Below are 21,119 nucleotides of genomic sequence, written 5' to 3' on the forward strand. Positions count from 1 at the left end.
AGCGTGACGGCATCGCGTGTGCTCGACGATGAAGCGCAGACGGTGTTCACGCCGACCAATCCGGGTACGGGCTTCCTGAACCTGGGCGACGTGTCCCCGAACTATAATTCTGTCACCGGCGCAGCAGGTTCGCTGTTCACCGCAGGTGCCGACGGCATCAAGTCGGTGGCGCTTGCCGGACCGGCTTTCAATGTCATCTACAAGGATGCGCAGGGCTTCGCGCAGCAGGAGAGCGTGACGTGGGGGGCAGGCGTCACCGACGGCAGCGGCCACACGACGTTCACGGCGACGAGCGCGCATTATGCGGGAGCGACCGGCGCGGCGACGCTGGTGGTCGGCGTCGACGGCTCATACACACTGACGCTGTTCGCGCCGGTCGTGCAGGGTACCCAGCTTGCCGGGATCGAGGAGAACAAGACGCTGTCGTTCGGCGTGACGGTGACGGACGGCGACGGCGACCAGGCGACGGCAACCCTTCGGGTCGACGTCAATGACGACACCCCGGTTCCGGTGGCTTCGATCGTATTTGCCTCGCAGGTCATGGATGACGAGGCCCAGACTCTGTTCAGCCCGGTCAACAACGGCGGCATCGGCGACGTATCGCCGAATGTCGGCGTGGTCTCCGGTGGTGCCGGTGCGCTGTTCAATATGGGGGCCGACGGCCTTGGCTCCCTGTCGGTGGGCCTGCCGGGCTTCAATGCAATCTACAAGGCCGACGGTTTTGCCAAGGTCGAAAGCGTCGATTGGAGCAATGGCGTCCGCAGCGCGGACGGTGTCACCACCTTCACCGCAACCGGCCATGCGTCGGGCAATACGGTCGGCGTGCTGGTGATCAAGGCCGACGGTTCCTACAGCTTCACGCTGTCGGAGCCGATCGCCCAGGATCTGCAGCTCTCGGGTATCGAAGACACCAAGACCCTGACCTTCACCTATACGGCCAAGGACGGCGACGGCGATGCCGCCGTTGGTTCGCTCTCGGTCAATGTCAACGACGACGTCCCGACGGCCAAGGTCGTCACCGCCAGCACGGTGCTGGACGACGAGAAGCAGACGGTGTTTGCGGGTAATGCCGGCGGCACGGGCGACGTTGCAGATAACAATGTCGCGCATGGCGATGCGGGCGCGCTGTTCAGCGCGGGCGCGGATGGCGTCAAGTCGGTGTCGATCTCGGGCGGTTCGTTCCAGGTCGTCTACAAGGACGCGAACGGCTTTGCGCTGACGGAGAGCGTGACGTGGGGTGCTGGCGTCCAGGGGACGGACGGCACGACGACGTTCACGGCGACGAGCGCGCATTATGCGACGGCGGCGACGCTGGTGATCGGTGCCGACGGCTCCTACACCTATACGGCCTCCGCGCCGGTGGTTCAGGCGACGTCCGGCACGGCGGAAGAGAACGCGACGATCAAGGTCAACTTCATCGTCACCGACGGTGACGGCGACACGGCAGCCGGCTCGCTGTCGGTCAACGTCAATGACGATACGCCGACGGCGCACAGCGTGACGGCATCGCGTGTGCTCGACGATGAAGCGCAGACGGTGTTCACGCCGACCAATCCGGGTACGGGCTTCCTGAACCTGGGCGACGTGTCCCCGAACTATAATTCTGTCACCGGCGCAGCAGGTTCGCTGTTCACCGCAGGTGCCGACGGCATCAAGTCGGTGGCGCTTGCCGGACCGGCTTTCAATGTCATCTACAAGGATGCGCAGGGCTTCGCGCAGCAGGAGAGCGTGACGTGGGGGGCAGGCGTCACCGACGGCAGCGGCCACACGACGTTCACGGCGACGAGCGCGCATTATGCGGGAGCGACCGGCGCGGCGACGCTGGTGGTCGGCGTCGACGGCTCATACACACTGACGCTGTTCGCGCCGGTCGTGCAGGGTACCCAGCTTGCCGGGATCGAGGAGAACAAGACGCTGTCGTTCGGCGTGACGGTGACGGACGGCGACGGCGACCAGGCGACGGCAACCCTTCGGGTCGACGTCAATGACGACACCCCGGTTCCGGTGGCTTCGATCGTATTTGCCTCGCAGGTCATGGATGACGAGGCCCAGACTCTGTTCAGCCCGGTCAACAACGGCGGCATCGGCGACGTATCGCCGAATGTCGGCGTGGTCTCCGGTGGTGCCGGTGCGCTGTTCAATATGGGGGCCGACGGCCTTGGCTCCCTGTCGGTGGGCCTGCCGGGCTTCAATGCAATCTACAAGGCCGACGGTTTTGCCAAGGTCGAAAGCGTCGATTGGAGCAATGGCGTCCGCAGCGCGGACGGTGTCACCACCTTCACCGCAACCGGCCATGCGTCGGGCAATACGGTCGGCGTGCTGGTGATCAAGGCCGACGGTTCCTACAGCTTCACGCTGTCGGAGCCGATCGCCCAGGATCTGCAGCTCTCGGGTATCGAAGACACCAAGACCCTGACCTTCACCTATACGGCCAAGGACGGCGACGGCGATGCCGCCGTTGGTTCGCTCTCGGTCAATGTCAACGACGACGTCCCGACGGCCAAGGTCGTCACCGCCAGCACGGTGCTGGACGACGAGAAGCAGACGGTGTTTGCGGGTAATGCCGGCGGCACGGGCGACGTTGCAGATAACAATGTCGCGCATGGCGATGCGGGCGCGCTGTTCAGCGCGGGCGCGGATGGCGTCAAGTCGGTGTCGATCTCGGGCGGTTCGTTCCAGGTCGTCTACAAGGACGCGAACGGCTTTGCGCTGACGGAGAGCGTGACGTGGGGTGCTGGCGTCCAGGGGACGGACGGCACGACGACGTTCACGGCGACGAGCGCGCATTATGCGACGGCGGCGACGCTGGTGATCGGTGCCGACGGCTCCTACACCTATACGGCCTCCGCGCCGGTGGTTCAGGCGACGTCCGGCACGGCGGAAGAGAACGCGACGATCAAGGTCAACTTCATCGTCACCGACGGTGACGGCGACACGGCAGCCGGCTCGCTGTCGGTCAACGTCAATGACGATACGCCGACGGCATCATGGTTGGGAGCCCAGCCCGTCACCGAGAGCACCGATGTGGCGGGCGCCTTCATCCCGTCCGTCAGCACCGGCACACTGGCATTCAGCGCGGGCGCGGATGGCGGCCAGATCACCAGCGTCGTCTATCGTTTCGGCTCCGCGATCATGGAGCAGGCCGAAGGTGCCGGCGATCCGCAGAGCTTCCCGGCTCTGACCTCACACGGCGTTGCCGTGGTGATTGGCTCGGTGACAGACGGAGCAGCGTTCGGCGGCCAGGGGTCGATCACACTGACCGGTACTGCAGGTGGCCAGACGGTATTCACCTTGGTGGTGAACCAAACGACGGGTGCCTATACCTACACGCTGAGTGGCCCGATTGATCATCCAGATATCGACCAGAGCGGGGCAGCCGACGCCCTGACCATGGTGTTCGATTTCCAGGTTACCGACGGCGACGGCGACAAGACGGATGCATTCAATCAAGGCATCTTGCAGATCGACATCCGCGATGACGCACCGACGATTGCGAGCTCTACGCTGGGTGCGAATCTGATCACGAATGGTCAGTTCCTTGACAATACGGGCTTTGGTCCGCCGCAACCGGGCTGGGGCGGCGAGACTGCGACCGGCTCGATCCTGGGCTGGGCCATCAGCGGCGTTGGCCTCGAGCGGAACCCGTCGGGATGGTACGTGGCCGATCCGGTCAACGGCGGCCGTGTCGTCGATCTCGACGCATCTCCTGGCGATGTCACGATCGCGCAGACGCTGACCAATCTGACGGCGGGTGAAAGTTATACGCTGAGCTTCGACGCCGCCAAGCCGCTCGGCTTCGATGCCACGGCACAGGTCTGGTGGAACGGCGTGCTGGTTGGCACCGTCAACCCGAGCGCCAGCGGCTTCCAGCAATTCAGCTTCACGTTCACCGCGGTCACAGGATCGAACACGCTCGAATTTCGTGAAGTCGGCGTTGCCGACAACGGCGGCACCTTCCTGGCGAATGTCCAGTTGCACACCACAGCGTCGATAGTCGATGAGGACGCACTCAACGGCGGCAATGTCGGCGGGCAGGGCGATGCGCCAGGGACTGCGATTGCCACGGGCACCCTCGGTATTCATTGGGGGGCCGACAGCAGCGACACGTCTGACGCTGGCGGCGTGCAGGACGGCGCCGGCGCTACGAACAACGTTTCCGACAATGTGGCGGCCCTTACCGGACGCGCTGTTTACTTTACAGACTCGGATTCCGTCACCGGCGGACTTCAGCCGGCTGTGATCGCAACCGCGGGCGCGACGGCCATCGCACTAATGTCCCAAGGCCAGGTCGTGCACTATCAGGTGCTCGAGAATGGCACGACGGTGGTCGGCTATACCGGTACGTTCATTGCCGGCAACACGTCGAACTGGGTCTTCAAGGCCTCGCTCTCCGACGAAGCCAATGGCAGCTACAAGTTCACGTTGTTGAAGCCGATCGATCATCCCGTTGGCGGCAGCGAGGATGATATCAGCCTGAGCTTCGCTTATACGGCGCGCGATTTTGACGGCGATACGGTGTCGGGCACATTCAGCGTAACGGTGGATGACGATACGCCGGTAGCCACTGCGCCAGCCGAGACGGTCACGGTTAGCGAAGTTGGCTTGCCTCAGGTCGATGCACATACGGGGTTCCTCAATGTCAGCTGGGGCGCAGACAAGGGCGATGCCAAGCATCTGAACTTTGCCAAGGATGGCAATGGCGTCGTCGTCGGGCCCGTACTTCATTCAAATGGTGTCCTACTGGCCTATCGCGTCGAGCCGGAATCGGCTGGCAGCGATAACGAGCGCCTGATTGCCTATCGGGTTGGTGACCCGACCCAATCAGCTGTGTTCAGCATCACGCTCTACGAACCGGGCAACCCGTATTACACGGTCGCGCTGTTCGGCCCGCTCGATCATGCTCCGGGAAGCGATCCGCTGACGCTTGGTTTCACAGTTACCGCGACCGATGCCGACGGCGACTCACTGAACGTGCCGATCACGGTCCAGATTGTCGACGATGTCCCGGTTGCGATGGCTCCCGCGGAAGCCGTGACGGTCAGTGAGGTCGGCTTGCCGCTGGTCGATGCGCATACGGGCTTCCTCAATGTCAGCTGGGGAGCCGACAAGGGTGCGGCCAAGCATCTGAATTTCGCCAAGGACGGTAATGGCGCGATCATCGGACCCGTGCTGCACTCGGACGGCGCTCTGCTGGCTTATCGCGTCGAGCCGGTATCGCCCGGAAGCGATAATGAGCGACTTGTTGCCTATCGTGTCGATGACCCGTCCCAGTCGGCGGTGTTCAGCATCACACTCTACGAACCGGGCAACCCGTATTACACCGTGGCGCTGTTCGGTCCGCTCGATCACGCGCCTGGAAGCGATCCGCTCACGCTCGGCTTCACCGTGGTCGCCACGGACGCCGACGGTGACTCGCTGAATGTGCCGATCTCGGTTGTAATCGTCGACGATGTGCCGACGATTGCCGGAACGGCAACGCCGGTGAACCTGCTCACTAATGGCGATTTCGCGGGTGGCACTTTCGCGCATACCGAATCTTGGGGGCAGTGGGCCACCGACAGCACCGGCTGGAAGATCTCCGGCACGCAGCCCGGTCAGACCGGCGTTCAGCTGGAGCGTATTGAGAGCGGTTACCTGGGCGTTGTGACGTCGAACGGCCATCCGATGGTCGATCTCGCCGCATCTCCAGGTGACATCGCAATCTCGCAGACCATCAACGGCTTGCCAGTCGGCCAGTACTACACGTTGAGCTTCGAGATCGGCGCGTCCAATCCGTCATCCGCAGGACTCGAGGTCTACTGGAACGGCGTGTTGGTCCACACCTACCAGCCGACCGGGACGATGACGGTCCAGGCGCTCGACCTGACCGCGATCGCCGGGGCGAATACCGTTTCGTTCAAGGAGATCGGCAGCGCAGGCGACAATACCGGCACCTATCTGGCGAATGTCAGCCTCGTTCAGGCGTCACCAGACTCGCTGCCCGTGTTCCACGCCGATATCGGTGAGGACGGCGCTTCCGTCGTGACGTTGGTCAACGGGGTCGATTTTCACTTTGGCGCGGATGGCCCGGGCGCGGTCGCGTTCGACACTGCGCACGCCACCATGTCGACCCCGACAGGAACGACGCTCGGCATGCCGACGCTGTCCTATGACCCGGTCACCGGCAAGCTGACGGTCGACCCGGGCTGGGGCTTCAACGGATTGAGCGATGGCGAAATCGCCACGCTGTCGGTGCCGTTCACGGTCACGGACGGTGATGGCGACACCAAGTCCGGAATCTATCAATTCACGATCCACGGCAGCAACGACGCTGTAGGGACCTCGCCTGGCTTCCCTGACACCGGGACGATGACGGAATATGCCGCAACCGATCCGCGTGCCGGATCGACGACCGATCGTACATATTTCGACGATCCTGCGGGGAATGCAGGTTATAACGGCGGCGGCTTCTACATTTACGATGATCAGGGTGACACTCATACGGTCACCGTGACGCCACCGGCGGGAGCTATCGGGTTTATCACGGCCACGATCGGTGAGGAGACCGTCAATGACGGCGTAGGCTTCGTCAATTGGCAGTATCACGTCACCGACGCGCAGCTGAATTTCCTAGGCGCCGGCGAAACCGTCCAGGAAGTCTTCCGCGTCCTCGTCAGCGACGGGCATGGTACGTCGGCCTATCGCGACATTACTGTCACGCTGGTCGGCAGCAACGATAAGCCGGTGATCTCGATCGACGGGGGCGACAGCGACTATGTGTTCTTGACCGAAACCAATACCGGCCTGACTGCCAACGGCACACTGAGCGTGACGGACGTCGATCTCTCCGACACGGTCACCGCGAACGTGTTGTCGGTGACCGCATCGGGCTCTGGAATTGAATCGCACTTCACCAATGCGCAATTGCTGGCTTTCATGACGGTTGCAACCGGTGATGTGACGCCGGCTGGCAGCGGCACCGGCGATCTTGCATGGGCCTTCAATTCGCAGGGCCAGGCCTTCGATTTCCTGCCCAATGGCTGGGAATCCGTCCTCAGCTATACGATCCAGGTTTCCGACGGCCACGGCGGCACGGATACTCATGTGGTCGAGATCAAACTGCATGGCACCAACGACGCGCCGGTGGTCGATCTGAACGGCGCTGCGACAGCGGGTAACGATGTCATCGGCACCGCGGTCGAGCAGATGCCGCAGTGGATCCTGAACGAAGCGACCCTCACCGACGTTGATTCCACGACGATGCATTCGATGAAGGTGACGTTGACAACGCAGCCGGATGGGCTCGGTGTCGAGGGTCTGTCGTTCAATACGAGCGCGACGAACGCTCTGACGACGGCTGGCCTGACCTATGGCTATGACGCGACCACCGGCGTTCTCACCGTGACCGGCGATGCATCCAACGCGGTCTACCAGACCATCATGCGCGGCGTCGTCTATCAGTACACCGGCGATGCCCCGAGCGCGGGCGACCGCACTGTGACCGTGGTCGTTAATGACGGTCTGGATAACAGCATCACGCACACGGCAACGGTGCATGTGCTGCCCATGAACGATGCGCCGTCGCTGGCAGGTCCGCTCGCGGCAACAGTGACCGAGGGCGGCGTCCATACGCTCACGGCCGCCGAACTCGGGTACACCGATCCGGACAACACATCCTCCGAAGTTGTCTTCCATGTCTCGGGCGTTCAGCACGGCACCATCGCGAATGGCGGCGCTCCGGCGACGTCGTTCACGGCCGCCGAACTCGCCGCCGGGTTGATTACCTTCACCCACGACGGTTCGGACGGTTCACCGACGACCTTCCAGGTCTATGTCGAGGACGGCAATCAGGACGGCTCGACACCGGTGCCCGGCACGTTCACATTCACCGTGGACGGCGTCAACGACGCTCCGGTCAACACCTTGCCGGCCGGCCCGCTCACGGTCGCCGAGGATACCCCGCTCGCCATCACCGGCCTGTCGGTCAACGACGTCGATGCCGGTAGCTCGCCGATCCAGGTGACGTTGTCCGTCACCAGCGGCGCAGTCACCGTGCTGGGCAGTCTGGATGTCACTGTCGCCGGCAACGGCACCGGCTCGGTCATCCTCACGGGCAGCCAGGCCGCGATCAATGCGGTGCTGGCGAGCCACAATGGCGTCGTCTACCAGGATGCACTCAACCACAATGGTGGGGCCGATCTGACCATGACGACGTCAGATCTCGGAAATTCCGGGGCAGGCGGTGCCCTGACCGATACCGATACAATCCACATCAACGTCACTCCGGTGAACGACGCCGCGGTCATCACGGGGGTGACCTCTGGTACGGCCATTGAGGCTGGCACATCCGCTGGATCTCCGGCAACGGGCGATCTCAACTCGGCGGATGTCGATAACGCCGCGGATGCCTGGGCTGCCATCGCTACGGCTACTGCGACGAGCAGTGGCTATGGCAAGTACACGATCGATGCGACCGGGCACTGGACCTACACCGTCAACGACGCGAATACGACGGTGAATGCGCTGCAAGTCGGTCAGCATCTCACCGATACCTTCACCGTACAAACGGTGGATGGCACGCCGCAGGTTGTGACGGTCACGATCAACGGCGCCAATGATGCGCCTGTTGCAAATGACGACAACCTCTTTGGCGCGGGCGTGGCTCAGAATGTCATCACGACGTTCTCGACCAGCCTGCTGCTTGCAAATGATACGGATGCCGAGGGTGACACGCTCAAGGTGACCTATGTCAGTGACACGTCCGGCGCCGGTGCCAAGCTCACGCTGGACCCAGCAACGGGCGTGATCACCTATGATCCGTCCACCTACGATCCGGCGGATCAGAACTCGATCTATATAAAAATTCTGCAGCAGCTTGCCGTCGGGCAAACCATGACCGACAGCTTCACATATGTGATCGACGACGGTCATGGCGCGCTATCGGCGGCCACGGGCTATCTCACCATCATTGGTACCAACGATGCGCCGGTTATTACGTCTGTCGCAAGCGATGCCAAGGGAACGGTGGTGGAAGACGCCCCGGTCAATGCCGTCAGCGGCCAGTTGACCGCTACCGACATCGACAATGATGCGACGCAGAGTTGGACGATTTCAGGTACGCCGACCTATGGTACGATCGCGATCGATGCGACGGGCAAGTGGACCTACACGCTGAATAACAGCCTGCCGGGAATCCAAGCTCTTGCTGCTGGGCAGAACGTCGCAGAGGTCTTCACCGCGGCGGTAACGGATGAACACGGCGCAACGGCAACCCAGACGGTGACGGTAACGGTTACCGGCACCAACGATGCACCGGTGCTGACCGGTGATCATGCCGCGACCGTGGCCGAGGGCGGCACCTACACGATCCTCGCCGCGGATCTCGGCTTCTCGGATCCGGACGGCGTTGCGTCCGGCGAGACGTTCACCGCATCGTCGCTCGTCCACGGTACGCTCCTCGTCAACGGCGTGAGCGCGACGACGTTTGCCGGCACGCAACTGGCGGCCGGTCAGGTCTCGTTCAAGCACGATGGTAGCGAGACCGGTTCGGCAAGCTTCCAGATCAAGGTTGAGGACGGCAACGAGGATAACTCGACGCCGGTCAATCAGGCCTTCACCTTCACCGTAACGCCGGTGAATGACGGTCCGGCCTCCATCTCGATCACCGATACGACCCAGACCGCGACCGCGCCGAAGGTCGGCGATGTCCTGACGGCGAGCATTACCAACGATCCGGACGGCGGCAATGGCTCGGGCGGGGTGACCTATACCTGGTACCGCGATGGCTCGAACGTCGCGATCCAGACCGGTGCGGCGGCGACATATACGCTCACGGGGAACGACGTCGGCCACGCGATCACAGTGAAGGCGACCTACACCGACGGTCAGGGCTTCTCGGAAGGGACAAACGGCTCTATCAGCGCCACCTCTGCAACGGTCGTCGCGACCGTTCAGGCGAACGCTGACGCGTTGACCGACTCGAACTGGGGCTCCACGGCGCCGATCGGAACTGGCTGGACGCAGTGGACGGTCGCCTCAGGCGGCAACGGCCACTGGTACAAAATCATCAATGGCACGTCGAATATCTCTTGGGATAATGCCAACACGGCGGCTACGGCGGCTGGCGGTTATCTCGCGACGATCACCTCGGCGGACGAGAATGCCTTCATTAACGGCATTAACTGGGTCTGGAACACGCAGTTTAACCTCTGGCTGCCCACCGCAAATTACATGTGGATGGGCGCCTCGGATAAGGAAACTGAAGGCACCTGGAAATGGCTGACCGGTTCTGAAGCCGGCACTACCGTTACTTACACGAATTGGCAAATTGGCGAGCCGAACAATTCGGGCAACGAAGACTATGCCATCGTCCAGTCCAGCTATTCTCGGAATGATACCAACTCCGGTACATGGGTCGATTTCAGCGGGACCACCAGCAACGGGGTCAAGGGTTACGTTGTCGAGTATGACGGCGCCAGCGTTCTGACCGAGGATGGGAGCAAGACCTTCTCGGCCAGCCTGCTCACGACCAACGACACCGGCACCGGCATTACGGTGACTTCGGTTGGCGATGGCACTGGCCACAGCACCAAGGGAGCCACCGTCACCCTGGTCAATGGTCAGATTACCTACGATGCCTCGGCATCCACCGAGTTGCAGAAGCTCGGCGCGGGTGAAACCGGGACAGACACCTTCAGCTACACGATCACCGACAGCTATGGCGGTACATCGACAGCGACGGTGACGATCACGGTTCATGGTGTCAATGACGCACCGGTTGCCGGCGCCGATGCGATCATCACCAACGGCTCCAGCGTCGCTATCCCGACCTGGGCGCTGCTGGCGAATGACACGGATGTGGACGGTGATACGCTCTCCATCACGGCGAGCAGCGCAGGCACGCTCGGCGGCGGATCGATCTCCGGTGTTAGCAGCGGTAGCAGCTTCAACTATACGGTTTCCGATGGGTCGAAGACCGGCACCGGCAACGTGACAGTGACGCAGGATGCGGTCGGTGCCCTGGAAGGCAATGACTCGGCCAATATTCTCGTCGCGGTCGATACGCCCGTGGCGCAGGTATCGAAGATCACCTTCGCATCTAGCTATGATCAGGGTGACAAGGTCTCGATCACCCTCGACGGGGTCACATACAACTACACGGTCGCTCCCGGCGGCCAGACTGCCGAGCTGGTCTATGACGCGCTCAAGGCGGTGAGTGTGGGCGGTGTGACGCTGGCGAACAGCCTCTCGGCCAAGGGCGTCAACTGGGCGAGCGATCTGACCAGCAACGCTGTGACGCTGACCAGCACTGCAGGCGCCAGCAATGCCTTCACTGTGGCTGCTGCTGTCGACAACTCAGCGGATGTCGGCAAGCCAGGGTCGGCGACGATCGACTTCAGCAATAACCCAACCTGGAACACAAGCGAGTCGCTCGCCATTGTCATCAACGGCACGACCTATTCCATCCAGGGGAACAATAGCTCCAACAATACCTTCGATAAGGCGGCAACTAACCTGCTGACCAGCATCACTGCGGCTGGCTACACCGCTAGCTACAACAGTTCGAGCAACACCTTCTCGATCTCGGGAGCGTCGCTGACCTCGGCAAGCGGCCGCGTCTATCACGGAAGCATGACGGACGAGACGGCCGGTTCTTCGGTCACCGCTCCGGTTGCAGCTACCGACCAGACGATCACCGTCTCGACCACGCAGACCGCATCCAATGGCGGCACCGTGATGAACGGTTATGGGGGTGACGACGTCCTCGTCGGCGGAACTGGCAACGACACGCTCAATGGCGGTGCCGGCAACGACACGCTCTATGGCGGCGCCGGTGCGGATACGTTCAAGCTCAGCACGACCTCCGGCACCGATACGATCAAGGACTTCACGGTCGGAACGGACAAGATTGCGTTGCTCGATAACGGCGATGGCAATAACGGAAGCGTCAATTTCGCCAACACGACCGGTGGAAATGCGTTGAGCGCGTCCGACTTCCTGAGCGTGGCGAATTCGGCTGCGGTGGGCGATATCGATAACCGCGTCATCCTCTTCCAGACCGCGGTGACCGATGCCCAGATCAACAGCCTAACCATGAACCAGGCTCAGAGCGACTATGTCGTCATCTACAACAGCACGCAGGGCCGGGCCGAAATCTGGTTCGATGCTGATTGGGGCAACGCGACCGGACGTACCCTGGTGGCGGTGCTGCAGGGTGTGACGCTGGCGCAGGTGAGCGGCCTCACGGCTGCAAGCTTCTCGGCCTATAGCAGTGCCACGGATCCGATCGTGCTCGATCTCGATCACAAAGGCTTCTCCTTCGTTGCGGTCCAGAACGGTGTCTCCTTCGACATCAATGCGGACGGCGCGAAAGATCAGGTGGCCTGGACCTCGACGGACGGCATTCTGGCCTATGACCTGAATGGCGACGGCAAGATCAACAACGGCTCCGAGATCTTCACGACGAACTTCAACGGCGCGCACTTCGCCAGCGGTATCGCGGCGCTGGCCTCGCTCGATAGCAACCATGACGGCAAGATCGACGCTGGCGATGCTGCCTTCTCGAAGCTCTCGGTCTGGGTCGACGCCAACCACAACGGTGTCACCGATGCCGGTGAGCTGGTGTCGCTGACCAGCCTCGGCATCGCCGGCATCAATCTCGATCCCACGGCGAATACGGGGACCATCGACGGCCAGTCCGTGGCGTCGAAGGGCACCTTCACCTATGCTGATGGGTCGCAAGGCTCCTTTGTCGAGGTTAATCTCGATACGACGCTCGGGGAGGTCACGCACAATAGCGGCGACATGGTGCTTGCTGCCGGTTCGCTGACGACATTCAGCGGAGCGCTCGACAACACCGGCACCATCTCCGGCGCCGGCCAGCTTGGCGACGATCAGCTGACGCTGATCAACGAGGGGACGATCGTTGCCGACGGCAGCAACGCGCTGGTCATCGACACCGGTGACAATGCGGTGATCAACGCCGGCACGCTGGAAGCGACTGGTACCGGCGGCCTCGATGTCCATAGCGACGTCGTCAATGACGGTGTGTTGTGGGCGAATGGCGGCAATATCGATCTCGAAGGCAATGTCACCGGCAACGGTTCGGCGCTGCTGTCGGGCCATGCGAGCCTCGAACTTGGCGGTTTCTTCAGCGAGCAGATCACTTTCGACGGCTCGGCCGAAGGTACGCTGGTGATCGACCGCTCCGCCGATTTCCACGGCATGCTCTCGGGCTTCGATGGCAACGACACCATCGATCTGACGGACATTCTGGGCAATACGGCGTCGGCGAACTACACCGAAAACGCACAGGGCACCGGTGGTGTCCTGACGGTGACGGATGGCACGCATACGGCCAACATCGCTTTCGCTGGACAGTATTCGACCGCTGACTTCCACGTCAGCAGCGATGTAAGCAATCACGTGCTGGTCCAGCTCGAAAGCCAGGCCCGTCAGTTGACGAACGCAGCCTGATTGTTGCGATAGCCTTGAAGGCACAAATAAAATCGCCGGAGGATAACCTCCGGCGATTTTATTTTGATGAGCGTTATAGATGAAGGAATGGCCGCACGGGGCGGTGAGATTGGACTTTTCCGTCAGATCTTCTGCCCCGCCGGCGCTTTCGGCCCGGTTGGCGCTGCGCCGCCACTTCCGCCCACGTCGATCCTGATCCGCTGAACCTCCGTGCGCCCGGCCGGATACTTCACTTCAATGGTCACTTCATCGCTGCCGACGAAATCGGCCTTCGATTGATAGAACGCGATGAACCCGGGCACTTCGAGCGCGAGGCATTGCTTGTAGTTGGTGGCGCTCACCTTGCCGCGCTTGATACTGATGGTGCCGTTCGCAGGCGGGGTCACCATGCGCAAAGCGGGCAGGGTGCCTGAGGTGCAGTCGGGCTGGACGTTAAGATAGACGCCGACCTGGAAGTTACGCGCGGTCGGGCCCTTGGCGGTCCGCTCGACGACAGTCGGTGTCGCGGGAGACGGCGTGGGGGCCGACGTCTGCGCCCAGACGGCGGTTCCGGCACCGGTTCCCGCCAGAGCGCTTATGACGAGACTCAGCGCGACGACCGGCTTGCGAAACATGGAATTTCTCTCGATTGGCAGGTGATAACAGCGCGTCGCGACAGCCCAAGGATGCAGCAAAAGTGCTGTCATATCAATGGATCGCACACCCATGGGCTAGGTCGATGAGGGGTGTTTGGCCGGTTTCACGACTTGGTGTAATTCTTTGAATCAAAACGTGTTTGGGTAGCTCCGCCGGGCAATCGCCACATCTGTGGCGGGCATGCTAGGAGAACGCACGGCGCCGGTATGGTGAATCGCCGCGTGCCCTTAAGAATTCTGAGGTTTATTGAATGGTGTCGAAAGAAACTTCCGCAGCGAAGGATGCGGCTCGCACGCTGCGCGTCGGCGTCGTGGGCGCAGGTGTCATGGGCACCAATCATGGCCGCGTGCTGGCCGGGCTGCCGGGCATCGAAATGGTCGGCATCGTCGATCCCATGCTCGAGCATCGCACCCGCGCCGAGAAGCTGATCGGCTGCAAGACTTTTTTGGATCTTGAGGCATTGCTCATCACTGGCGTCGATGCCGTCGTCATCGCAGCCCCCACTCACCTGCATCACGAGATCGCGCTCGCCTGCATCGCCAAGGGCATCCACGCCCTCGTCGAGAAGCCGGTGGCATCGACGGTGGAAGAGGGCCGCGACATCGTGGATGCCGCGCGCAAGGCCGGCGTGACGCTGATGATCGGCCATGTCGAGCGTTTCAATCCGGCGGTCGCCGCCATCAAGAAGGCGATCGAGGGTGAGGATATTTTGTCGATCGGCATCACGCGCGTCGGCCCGTTTCCGCCGCGCATGTCCAATGTCGGTGTCGTCATCGATCTGGCCGTGCATGACATCGACCTGATCCGCTGGTTCACCGAGAGCGACATCGTCGAGGTGCAGCCGCAGCTGGCCTCCGCCGTTGCCGAGCGTGAGGACATTGCGCTGCTGCAGTTCCGCACCGCGTCGGGCGTGCTCGCGCATATCAACACCAACTGGTTGACGCCGTTCAAGGCGCGCACCGTCACCGTCGCGACACGCGGCAAATATGTGATGGGCGATCTCCTCACCCGTCAGGTCACCGAATGCTTCGGCTTTCAGACCGACGGCAGCTATTCGATGCGCCATTTGCCGGTCGGGCAGGACGAGCCGTTGCGCGCCGAACTCACTGCGTTTCTCGATGCGGTGAGGACCGGCGGCGTGCCGGCGGTGACCGGCGAGGAGGGCGTCGCCTCGCTCGAAATAGCGATCCAGTGCCTTGAAGCGCCGAAGACGCGCACGGCCACAGCATCACGTCCGGCGCCCCGCAAGGTCGTCGGCTGACGCAACAGCGAACCGGCGCATGCATGCGCCGGCGTTCAATACAGACTTCAACACGACACTCTGCAGGCCAGGTATCATGAACCAGCACACGCGCATCGACCCCGTTCCCTTTATCGACCTCAATGCGCAGCGTCAGCGGCTGGGCACGTCGATCGACGAGGCGGTCACCCGCGTGCTCAATCACTGCCAGTTCATCAACGGCCCGGAAGTCATCAAGTTAGAGGCCGAGCTCGCCAAATATTGCGGCGCCAAGCATGTGATCAGCTGCGCCAGCGGCACCGACGCGCTGATGATGGTGCTGATGGCTAAAAAGATCGGCCCCGGCGATGCGGTGCTGTGTCCGTCCTTCACTTTCTGCGCCACCGGCGAGGCCGTGGCCTTGGTCGGCGCGTCGCCGGTGTTCGTCGAAGTCGATGAAGTCACTTTCAACATCAGCGCTGAATCCGTGAAGCGCGGCATTGCCACCGCCAAAAAGGCTGGCCTGAAGCCCCGGGCGATCATCCCGGTCGATCTGTTCGGCCAGCCGGCCGATCTCGATGCGATCAACGCCATCGCCGAGGCCGAGGGGCTATTCGTGCTGGAAGACGCCGCGCAGGCCTTCGGTGCGACCTACAAGGGCAAGCGCGTCGGCACCTCGGCGCTGGCCACCACCACCAGCTTCTTTCCGGCCAAGCCGCTCGGCTGTTTCGGCGACGGCGGCGCGATCTTCACCGATGACGACCAGCTCGCCGAGGACCTGCGCAGCATCCGCATCCACGGCCAGGGCTCGGACAAATACGACAATGTCCGGCTGGGGATCACCGGCCGCCTCGACACCATCCAGGCCGCCGTGCTGCTGGAAAAGCTGAAGATCTTCGACGACGAAATCGCCGCCCGCAACAAAGTAGCCGATCGCTACGCCCGCAGCCTCGGCAATCTCGTTACCGTGCCGCGGGTCGCCGAGGGCAATACGTCGATCTGGGCCTGTTACGTGATCCGCCTGCCGAAGGGCGCGGACCGCGACGCCTTTGCCGATGCGTTGAAGGCGCAGGGCGTCCCATCAGCGATCTATTACGCGAAGTCGATGCATATGCAGACCGCCTATAGGGACTATCCGGTCGTCGATGGCGGCCTGCCGGTCTGCGAGGCGCTGTCGGCCGATGTCATCAGCTTGCCCGTGCATGCCTATCTCGATGAGGCCACCCAGGATCGTGTCATCCAGGCTGTGCGCGACGCGCTGGCGGCTTAAGTTGAGCGTTTTGTACCGCCGCTTCATGCTGTAGAAGCGGCTGATGCTGGGACGCATTTTCACCGTCGGCGGATATACGCTGCTCTCGCGGATCACCGGCTTCGCGCGCGACATCATGCTCGCCGCGATCCTCGGCGCCGGGCCGGTGGCGGATGCCTTCTTCGTCGCGCTGCGGCTGCCCAATCATTTCCGCGCGATCTTTGCCGAAGGCGCGTTCAATGCCGCCTTCGTGCCGGCCTATGCCCATGTGACGGGGAAGGGCGGCCCGCAATCGGCGCATCTGTTTGCCGACCGCATTTTCACACTGCTGTTTGCATCGCAGGTCGTGCTGCTCATTCTGGCCGTTCTGTTCATGCCGCAAGCCATGAGCATTCTCGCGCCGGGCTTCACCGATGATCCCGCGCAGCGTCATCTCGCCATCGAGCTGACACGCATCACCTTTCCCTATCTGCTGCTGATCACGCTGGTGACGCTCTATGGCGGCATGCTCAACGTGATGCAGCGCTTTGCAAGCGCTGCGGCCGCCTCGATCTTCCTCAATATCTCAATGATGGCGACACTGGCGCTGGCTGCGTTCTTCCCGAGTGCGGGCCATGCGGCGGCCTGGGGCGTGCTGATTTCGGGCTTTCTGCAATATTTCCTGCTCGCCGGCGACTTGCAGCGCCATGGCGGACTTCCTCGTTTTGCGCCGCTGCGCCTCGACGAGGATGTGCGCGGCTTCTTCCGCGCGCTCGGCCCGGCGACGCTTGGCTCCATGGGCACGCAAGTCGCATTGTTTGCCGACACCATCATCGCGACCTTCTTGCCGGTCGGCGCGCTGTCGGCGCTGTATTATGCCGACCGTCTCAACCAGTTGCCGATCGGGGTGATCGGCATCGCCATCGGCACGGTGCTCCTGCCGGAAATGTCACGGCGGATGGCGGCAGACGATCACGTCGGCGCCATGGGCGCGCAGCGCCGCGCCTTTCTGTTCACGCTGTTGTTCTCGCTGCCCTTCGTCGCTGCATTCCTCGTGGTGCCTGATGTCATCATGCGCGCGATGTTTGCCCGCGGGGCCTTCACCAAGGCCGATGCGGCCGTCGCTGCGGCGACGCTGGCCGCTTATGCCATTGCGCTGATCCCCTTCGTGATGATCCGCAGCGCGGTCGCAACCTTCAATGCCCGCAAGGACACCACGACGCCGATGATTGCCGCGCTCACCGGCATCGCAGTCAACGTCGCGCTGAAGATTCTGCTGATGGGGCCGCTGGCGCAGATCGGCCTCGCGCTTGGCACCGCGGCTGGTGCCTGGATAAATTTGCTGCTGGTTATCTTCTTCGCCATGCGGGCCGGCTATCTCGAATTCGACCGTGCGTTCCTGCTGGCACTCGGCAAATTCGCGCTGATCGGCGTGGTTCTCGCTGCGGTGCTGTGGGGCGCCGCGCGTCTTGCGGCGGAGCAGTTTGCGGGTCTCACCAGCCTCCGCGACGAAGCGACGCTGGGCGTTCTCATCATCGTGACCGTTCTGGTCTATTCGGCATTGGTCCTGACGCTTTTCGGCAAAAGCTGGCTGCGCAGCCTGGTCCGCGGCAGATAGCTCGCTTCATCGTGTCCCAAAGTCGGGCAGGACGACGCCCCCCGTGCCACTTGCCGCCATCCTCCCGCAGTGTAGATTGAGTCTAAACTGCAAGCGGAGGAACGATGGCTCCCATCAAATTCGGCGTCGGACAGAGTGTCCTGCGCAAGGAAGACGACGCTCTCATTCGTGGCCGTGGCCGCTATACCGATGATCATGCGCCCGCCACGCTGCATGCTCTTGTGCTGCGTTCGCCGCATGCCCATGCCAGTTTCACCATCGATGTCAGCAAGGCGCGGGCGCTTCCAGGTGTCGCTGCGATTCTGACGGCAGACGACACCAAGGACCTCGGCGGTCTGCCGTGCCTGTTCAATCTCGAGGATCATCCTTTCACCGGGCCGGATTATCCGATCCTCGCCGCCGGGGAAGTCCGCCATGTCGGCGACGCTGTAGCCTTCGTCGTTGCGGAGACCGTCGCGCAGGCGCGCGATGCGATTGAGGCCATCGAGGTTGATTGGAAGCCGCTGCCGTCCGTGAACGGTCTGGTCAATGCCGTCGCCGAGGGCGCGCCGCAGGTGTGGGCCAAGCATGCCGGCAACATCCTGTTCGATGTACCGATCGGCGACAAGAAGGCGGTCGATGCGGTGTTCGCCAAGGCGCCCGTGATCGCCGAAGTGAAGATCGTCAATCCGCGCGTCATCATCAACTATATGGAGACCCGCGCGGCGATCTGCGAATACGATGCCAAGCGCGATTACATGACGCTGACCATCGGCAGCCAGGGCAGTCATCGTCTGCGCGACATCCTTTGCGACAACGTGCTGAAGATGCCCAAGGACAAGATGCGTGTGATCTGCCCCGATGTCGGCGGTGGTTTCGGCACGCGGTTGTTTCCCTACCGCGAATATGCGCTGGTGGCCTTTGCCGCCAAGAAACTCGGCAAGAATGTGAAGTGGGCCGCCGATCGCACCGATCACTTCCTCGGTGACGCGCAGGGCCGTGACAACGTCACCCATGCGCGCATGGCGCTCAGCGAGGACGGCAAGTTTCTTGCCATGGATGTCGACCTGATGGCCGACATGGGCGCGTATCTGTCGACTTTCGGGCCATATATCCCGCATGGCGGCGCCGGCATGCTGCCGGGTCTCTACGATATCCAGACATTCCATTGCCGCGTGCGCACGGTGTTCACCAATTCGGTGCCGGTGGATGCCTATCGCGGCGCCGGCCGTCCCGAAGCGGCCTATGTGATCGAGCGTCTCGTCGATCAATGCGCGCGAAAACTTGGGCTGTCGCCGGATGCGATCCGCCGCAAGAATTTCATTACGCCGAAGGCGATGCCGTACAAGACCGCGACCGGCAAGATTTACGACTCCGGCGATTTCACCGCGCATATGAAACGCGCGATGGATGTCGCGGGCTGGAAGGAATTTCCAAAGCGGGCCAAGGCCGCGAAGAAGGAGGGCCTGGTTCGTGGTATCGGCATGGCTACCTATGTGGAAGTCTGCGGCACCATGGGCGACGAGACCGCCAATGTTGCTGTCGGCGCCGATGGCGACATCACTATTCTCATCGGTACGCAGTCGACCGGGCAGGGCCATCACACGGCCTATGCCCAGATCGTCGCCGAACAGTTCGGCGTGACACCGGACCGCGTTCACATCGTCCAGGGCGATACGGCGAAGGTGGCGACCGGTCTCGGCACCGGCGGCTCCGCATCGATCCCGACCGGCGGCGTCAGCGTGCAGCGCGCCACCAGGCAGCTCGGTATCAACCTCAAGGAGCTCGCAGCGGATGTGCTGGAAACCAGCGCGGCCGACCTTGAGATCGATGGCGGCGTGGTGAAGATCGCCGGCACTGATCGCTCGGTGTCATTCGCCGATCTCGCTAAAAAGGCTAATCCGTCGAAGCTCAATGCGTCGGAAACCTTCAGCAGCGCCGACGGCACCTTCCCGAACGGCACCCATCTGGTCGAGGTCGAGATCGATCCCGCCACGGGTAAGATTGCCATCGTCAATTACGTCATCGTCGACGATTTCGGCGTCACGCTGAATCCGTTGCTGCTGGCCGGCCAGGTTCATGGCGGCACCATGCAGGGTATCGGCCAGGCGCTGATGGAGCAGGCGATCTATGATCCCGAGGACGGCCAGCTCGTCACCGGCACTTTCATGGACTATGCGCTGCCGCGCGCGGCCGACGGCGCGCCGATCTCGTTCGAAACCCATAACATTCCCTGCGTCACGAACCCGCTGGGGGTGAAGGGAGCAGGCGAGGCCGGCGCCATCGGCTCTTGCCCCGCGGTGATGAACGCCATCGTCGATGGCCTCTATCGCGAATACAAAATCGAGCACATCGACATGCCCGCAACCCCGGAAAGGGTGTGGATGGCGATTCGCGAGCACGAACGGCTCCACAGGCTGTAGGGCGCCGTCGCCGGGAATAGCCGGATGGCGGCGGGGTTCATCTACATGTTGCAAACTAGTCCTAGTCGAATTCCAAACAGGGGTATTGGTTGATGAAACGTGCGCTTCTCGTTGTCGGAGCTCTGCTGTTGGGTGTGGGCGCGGTCTCGGCCCAGCAGGAGATCGTCAAGGAACGCCAGACGCTGATGAAGTCCAATGGGCGCGCTCTTGGCGGCACGCTCAGCGCGATGGCCAAGGGCGACAAGCCCTATGATCAGGCGGCCGTCGATGCGGCTTTCGTGGTCCTCGAGGACACCGCCAAGAAGCTGCCATCGCTCTTTCCCGACAGCACCAAGGGGCTGAAAGGTGAGGGCGATTACTCGTCGTCGCCGAAGGTCTGGGAAGACAAGGCTGGCTTCGCCTCCCATGTCGAGATCTTCAGCAAGGCGGTTGCGGAGACCAAGGGTAAGGTGAAGGATCTTGACAGCCTCAAGGCCAATGTCGGAGCCATCGGCAAGGCATGCGGAGGCTGCCACGAGACGTTCAGGTTGAAGGTCTGAGCTCCACTGTAAACTCTGAATG

The 21,119-nt window shown here is 62.4% G+C and carries 7 protein-coding genes; 6 read left to right on the top strand and 1 reads right to left on the bottom strand.

Going from position 1 to position 21,119, the window contains the following annotated elements:
• Positions 1 to 18: 18 nt before the first annotated feature.
• Positions 19 to 13,455 carry a T1SS-143 repeat domain-containing protein gene (locus CIW50_RS24215; protein ID WP_207105018.1) on the top strand — a complete coding sequence of 4,479 codons (13,437 nt, stop codon included), beginning with the start codon at positions 19 to 21 and terminating at the stop codon, positions 13,453 to 13,455.
• A gap of 122 nt (positions 13,456 to 13,577) precedes the next feature.
• On the opposite strand, the gene CIW50_RS24220 is transcribed toward CIW50_RS24215, so the two are convergent.
• Entirely contained in the window at positions 13,578 to 14,069 is a 492-nt protein-coding gene (locus CIW50_RS24220; RefSeq protein ID WP_149533737.1) for a hypothetical protein, read from the bottom strand.
• A gap of 272 nt (positions 14,070 to 14,341) precedes the next feature.
• Here CIW50_RS24220 and CIW50_RS24225 point away from each other — a divergent pair, with 272 nt between their 5' ends.
• From CIW50_RS24225 to CIW50_RS24245, 5 genes are all read left to right on the top strand, one after another.
• Positions 14,342 to 15,352, top strand: coding sequence for a Gfo/Idh/MocA family protein (locus CIW50_RS24225; RefSeq protein WP_149533738.1), 1,011 nt, complete (start codon positions 14,342 to 14,344; stop codon positions 15,350 to 15,352).
• A 76-nt stretch (positions 15,353 to 15,428) separates the two neighbouring features.
• Entirely contained in the window at positions 15,429 to 16,580 is a 1,152-nt protein-coding gene (locus CIW50_RS24230; RefSeq protein WP_149533739.1) for a DegT/DnrJ/EryC1/StrS family aminotransferase, read from the top strand.
• Between the two features lie 43 nt (positions 16,581 to 16,623).
• Positions 16,624 to 18,156, top strand: coding sequence for a murein biosynthesis integral membrane protein MurJ (gene murJ, locus CIW50_RS24235; protein WP_149533740.1), 1,533 nt, complete (start codon positions 16,624 to 16,626; stop codon positions 18,154 to 18,156).
• Positions 18,157 to 18,260: 104 nt separating this feature from the next.
• The gene (locus CIW50_RS24240; RefSeq protein WP_149533741.1) at positions 18,261 to 20,558 is read left to right on the top strand and encodes a xanthine dehydrogenase family protein molybdopterin-binding subunit; all 2,298 of its coding nucleotides are present in this window, start codon (positions 18,261 to 18,263) and stop codon (positions 20,556 to 20,558) included.
• 92 nt (positions 20,559 to 20,650) lie between these two features.
• Positions 20,651 to 21,097 (top strand): c-type cytochrome, encoded by a 447-nt coding sequence (locus tag CIW50_RS24245; protein WP_149533742.1) that lies wholly within the window; start codon positions 20,651 to 20,653, stop codon positions 21,095 to 21,097.
• Positions 21,098 to 21,119 lie beyond the last annotated feature (22 nt).

The sequence above is a fragment of the Tardiphaga sp. P9-11 genome (assembly GCF_008329525.1).
GTDB lineage: Bacteria > Pseudomonadota > Alphaproteobacteria > Rhizobiales > Xanthobacteraceae > Tardiphaga.

Coding starts and splice junctions, on each gene's coding strand:
- CIW50_RS24220 (WP_149533737.1), bottom strand. CDS start 14,069: ATGTTTCGCAAGCCGGTCGTCGCGCTGAGTCTCGTCATAAGCGCTCTG.
- CIW50_RS24225 (WP_149533738.1), top strand. CDS start 14,342: ATGGTGTCGAAAGAAACTTCCGCAGCGAAGGATGCGGCTCGCACGCTG.
- CIW50_RS24230 (WP_149533739.1), top strand. CDS start 15,429: ATGAACCAGCACACGCGCATCGACCCCGTTCCCTTTATCGACCTCAAT.
- murJ (WP_149533740.1), top strand. CDS start 16,624: ATGCTGGGACGCATTTTCACCGTCGGCGGATATACGCTGCTCTCGCGG.
- CIW50_RS24240 (WP_149533741.1), top strand. CDS start 18,261: ATGGCTCCCATCAAATTCGGCGTCGGACAGAGTGTCCTGCGCAAGGAA.
- CIW50_RS24245 (WP_149533742.1), top strand. CDS start 20,651: ATGAAACGTGCGCTTCTCGTTGTCGGAGCTCTGCTGTTGGGTGTGGGC.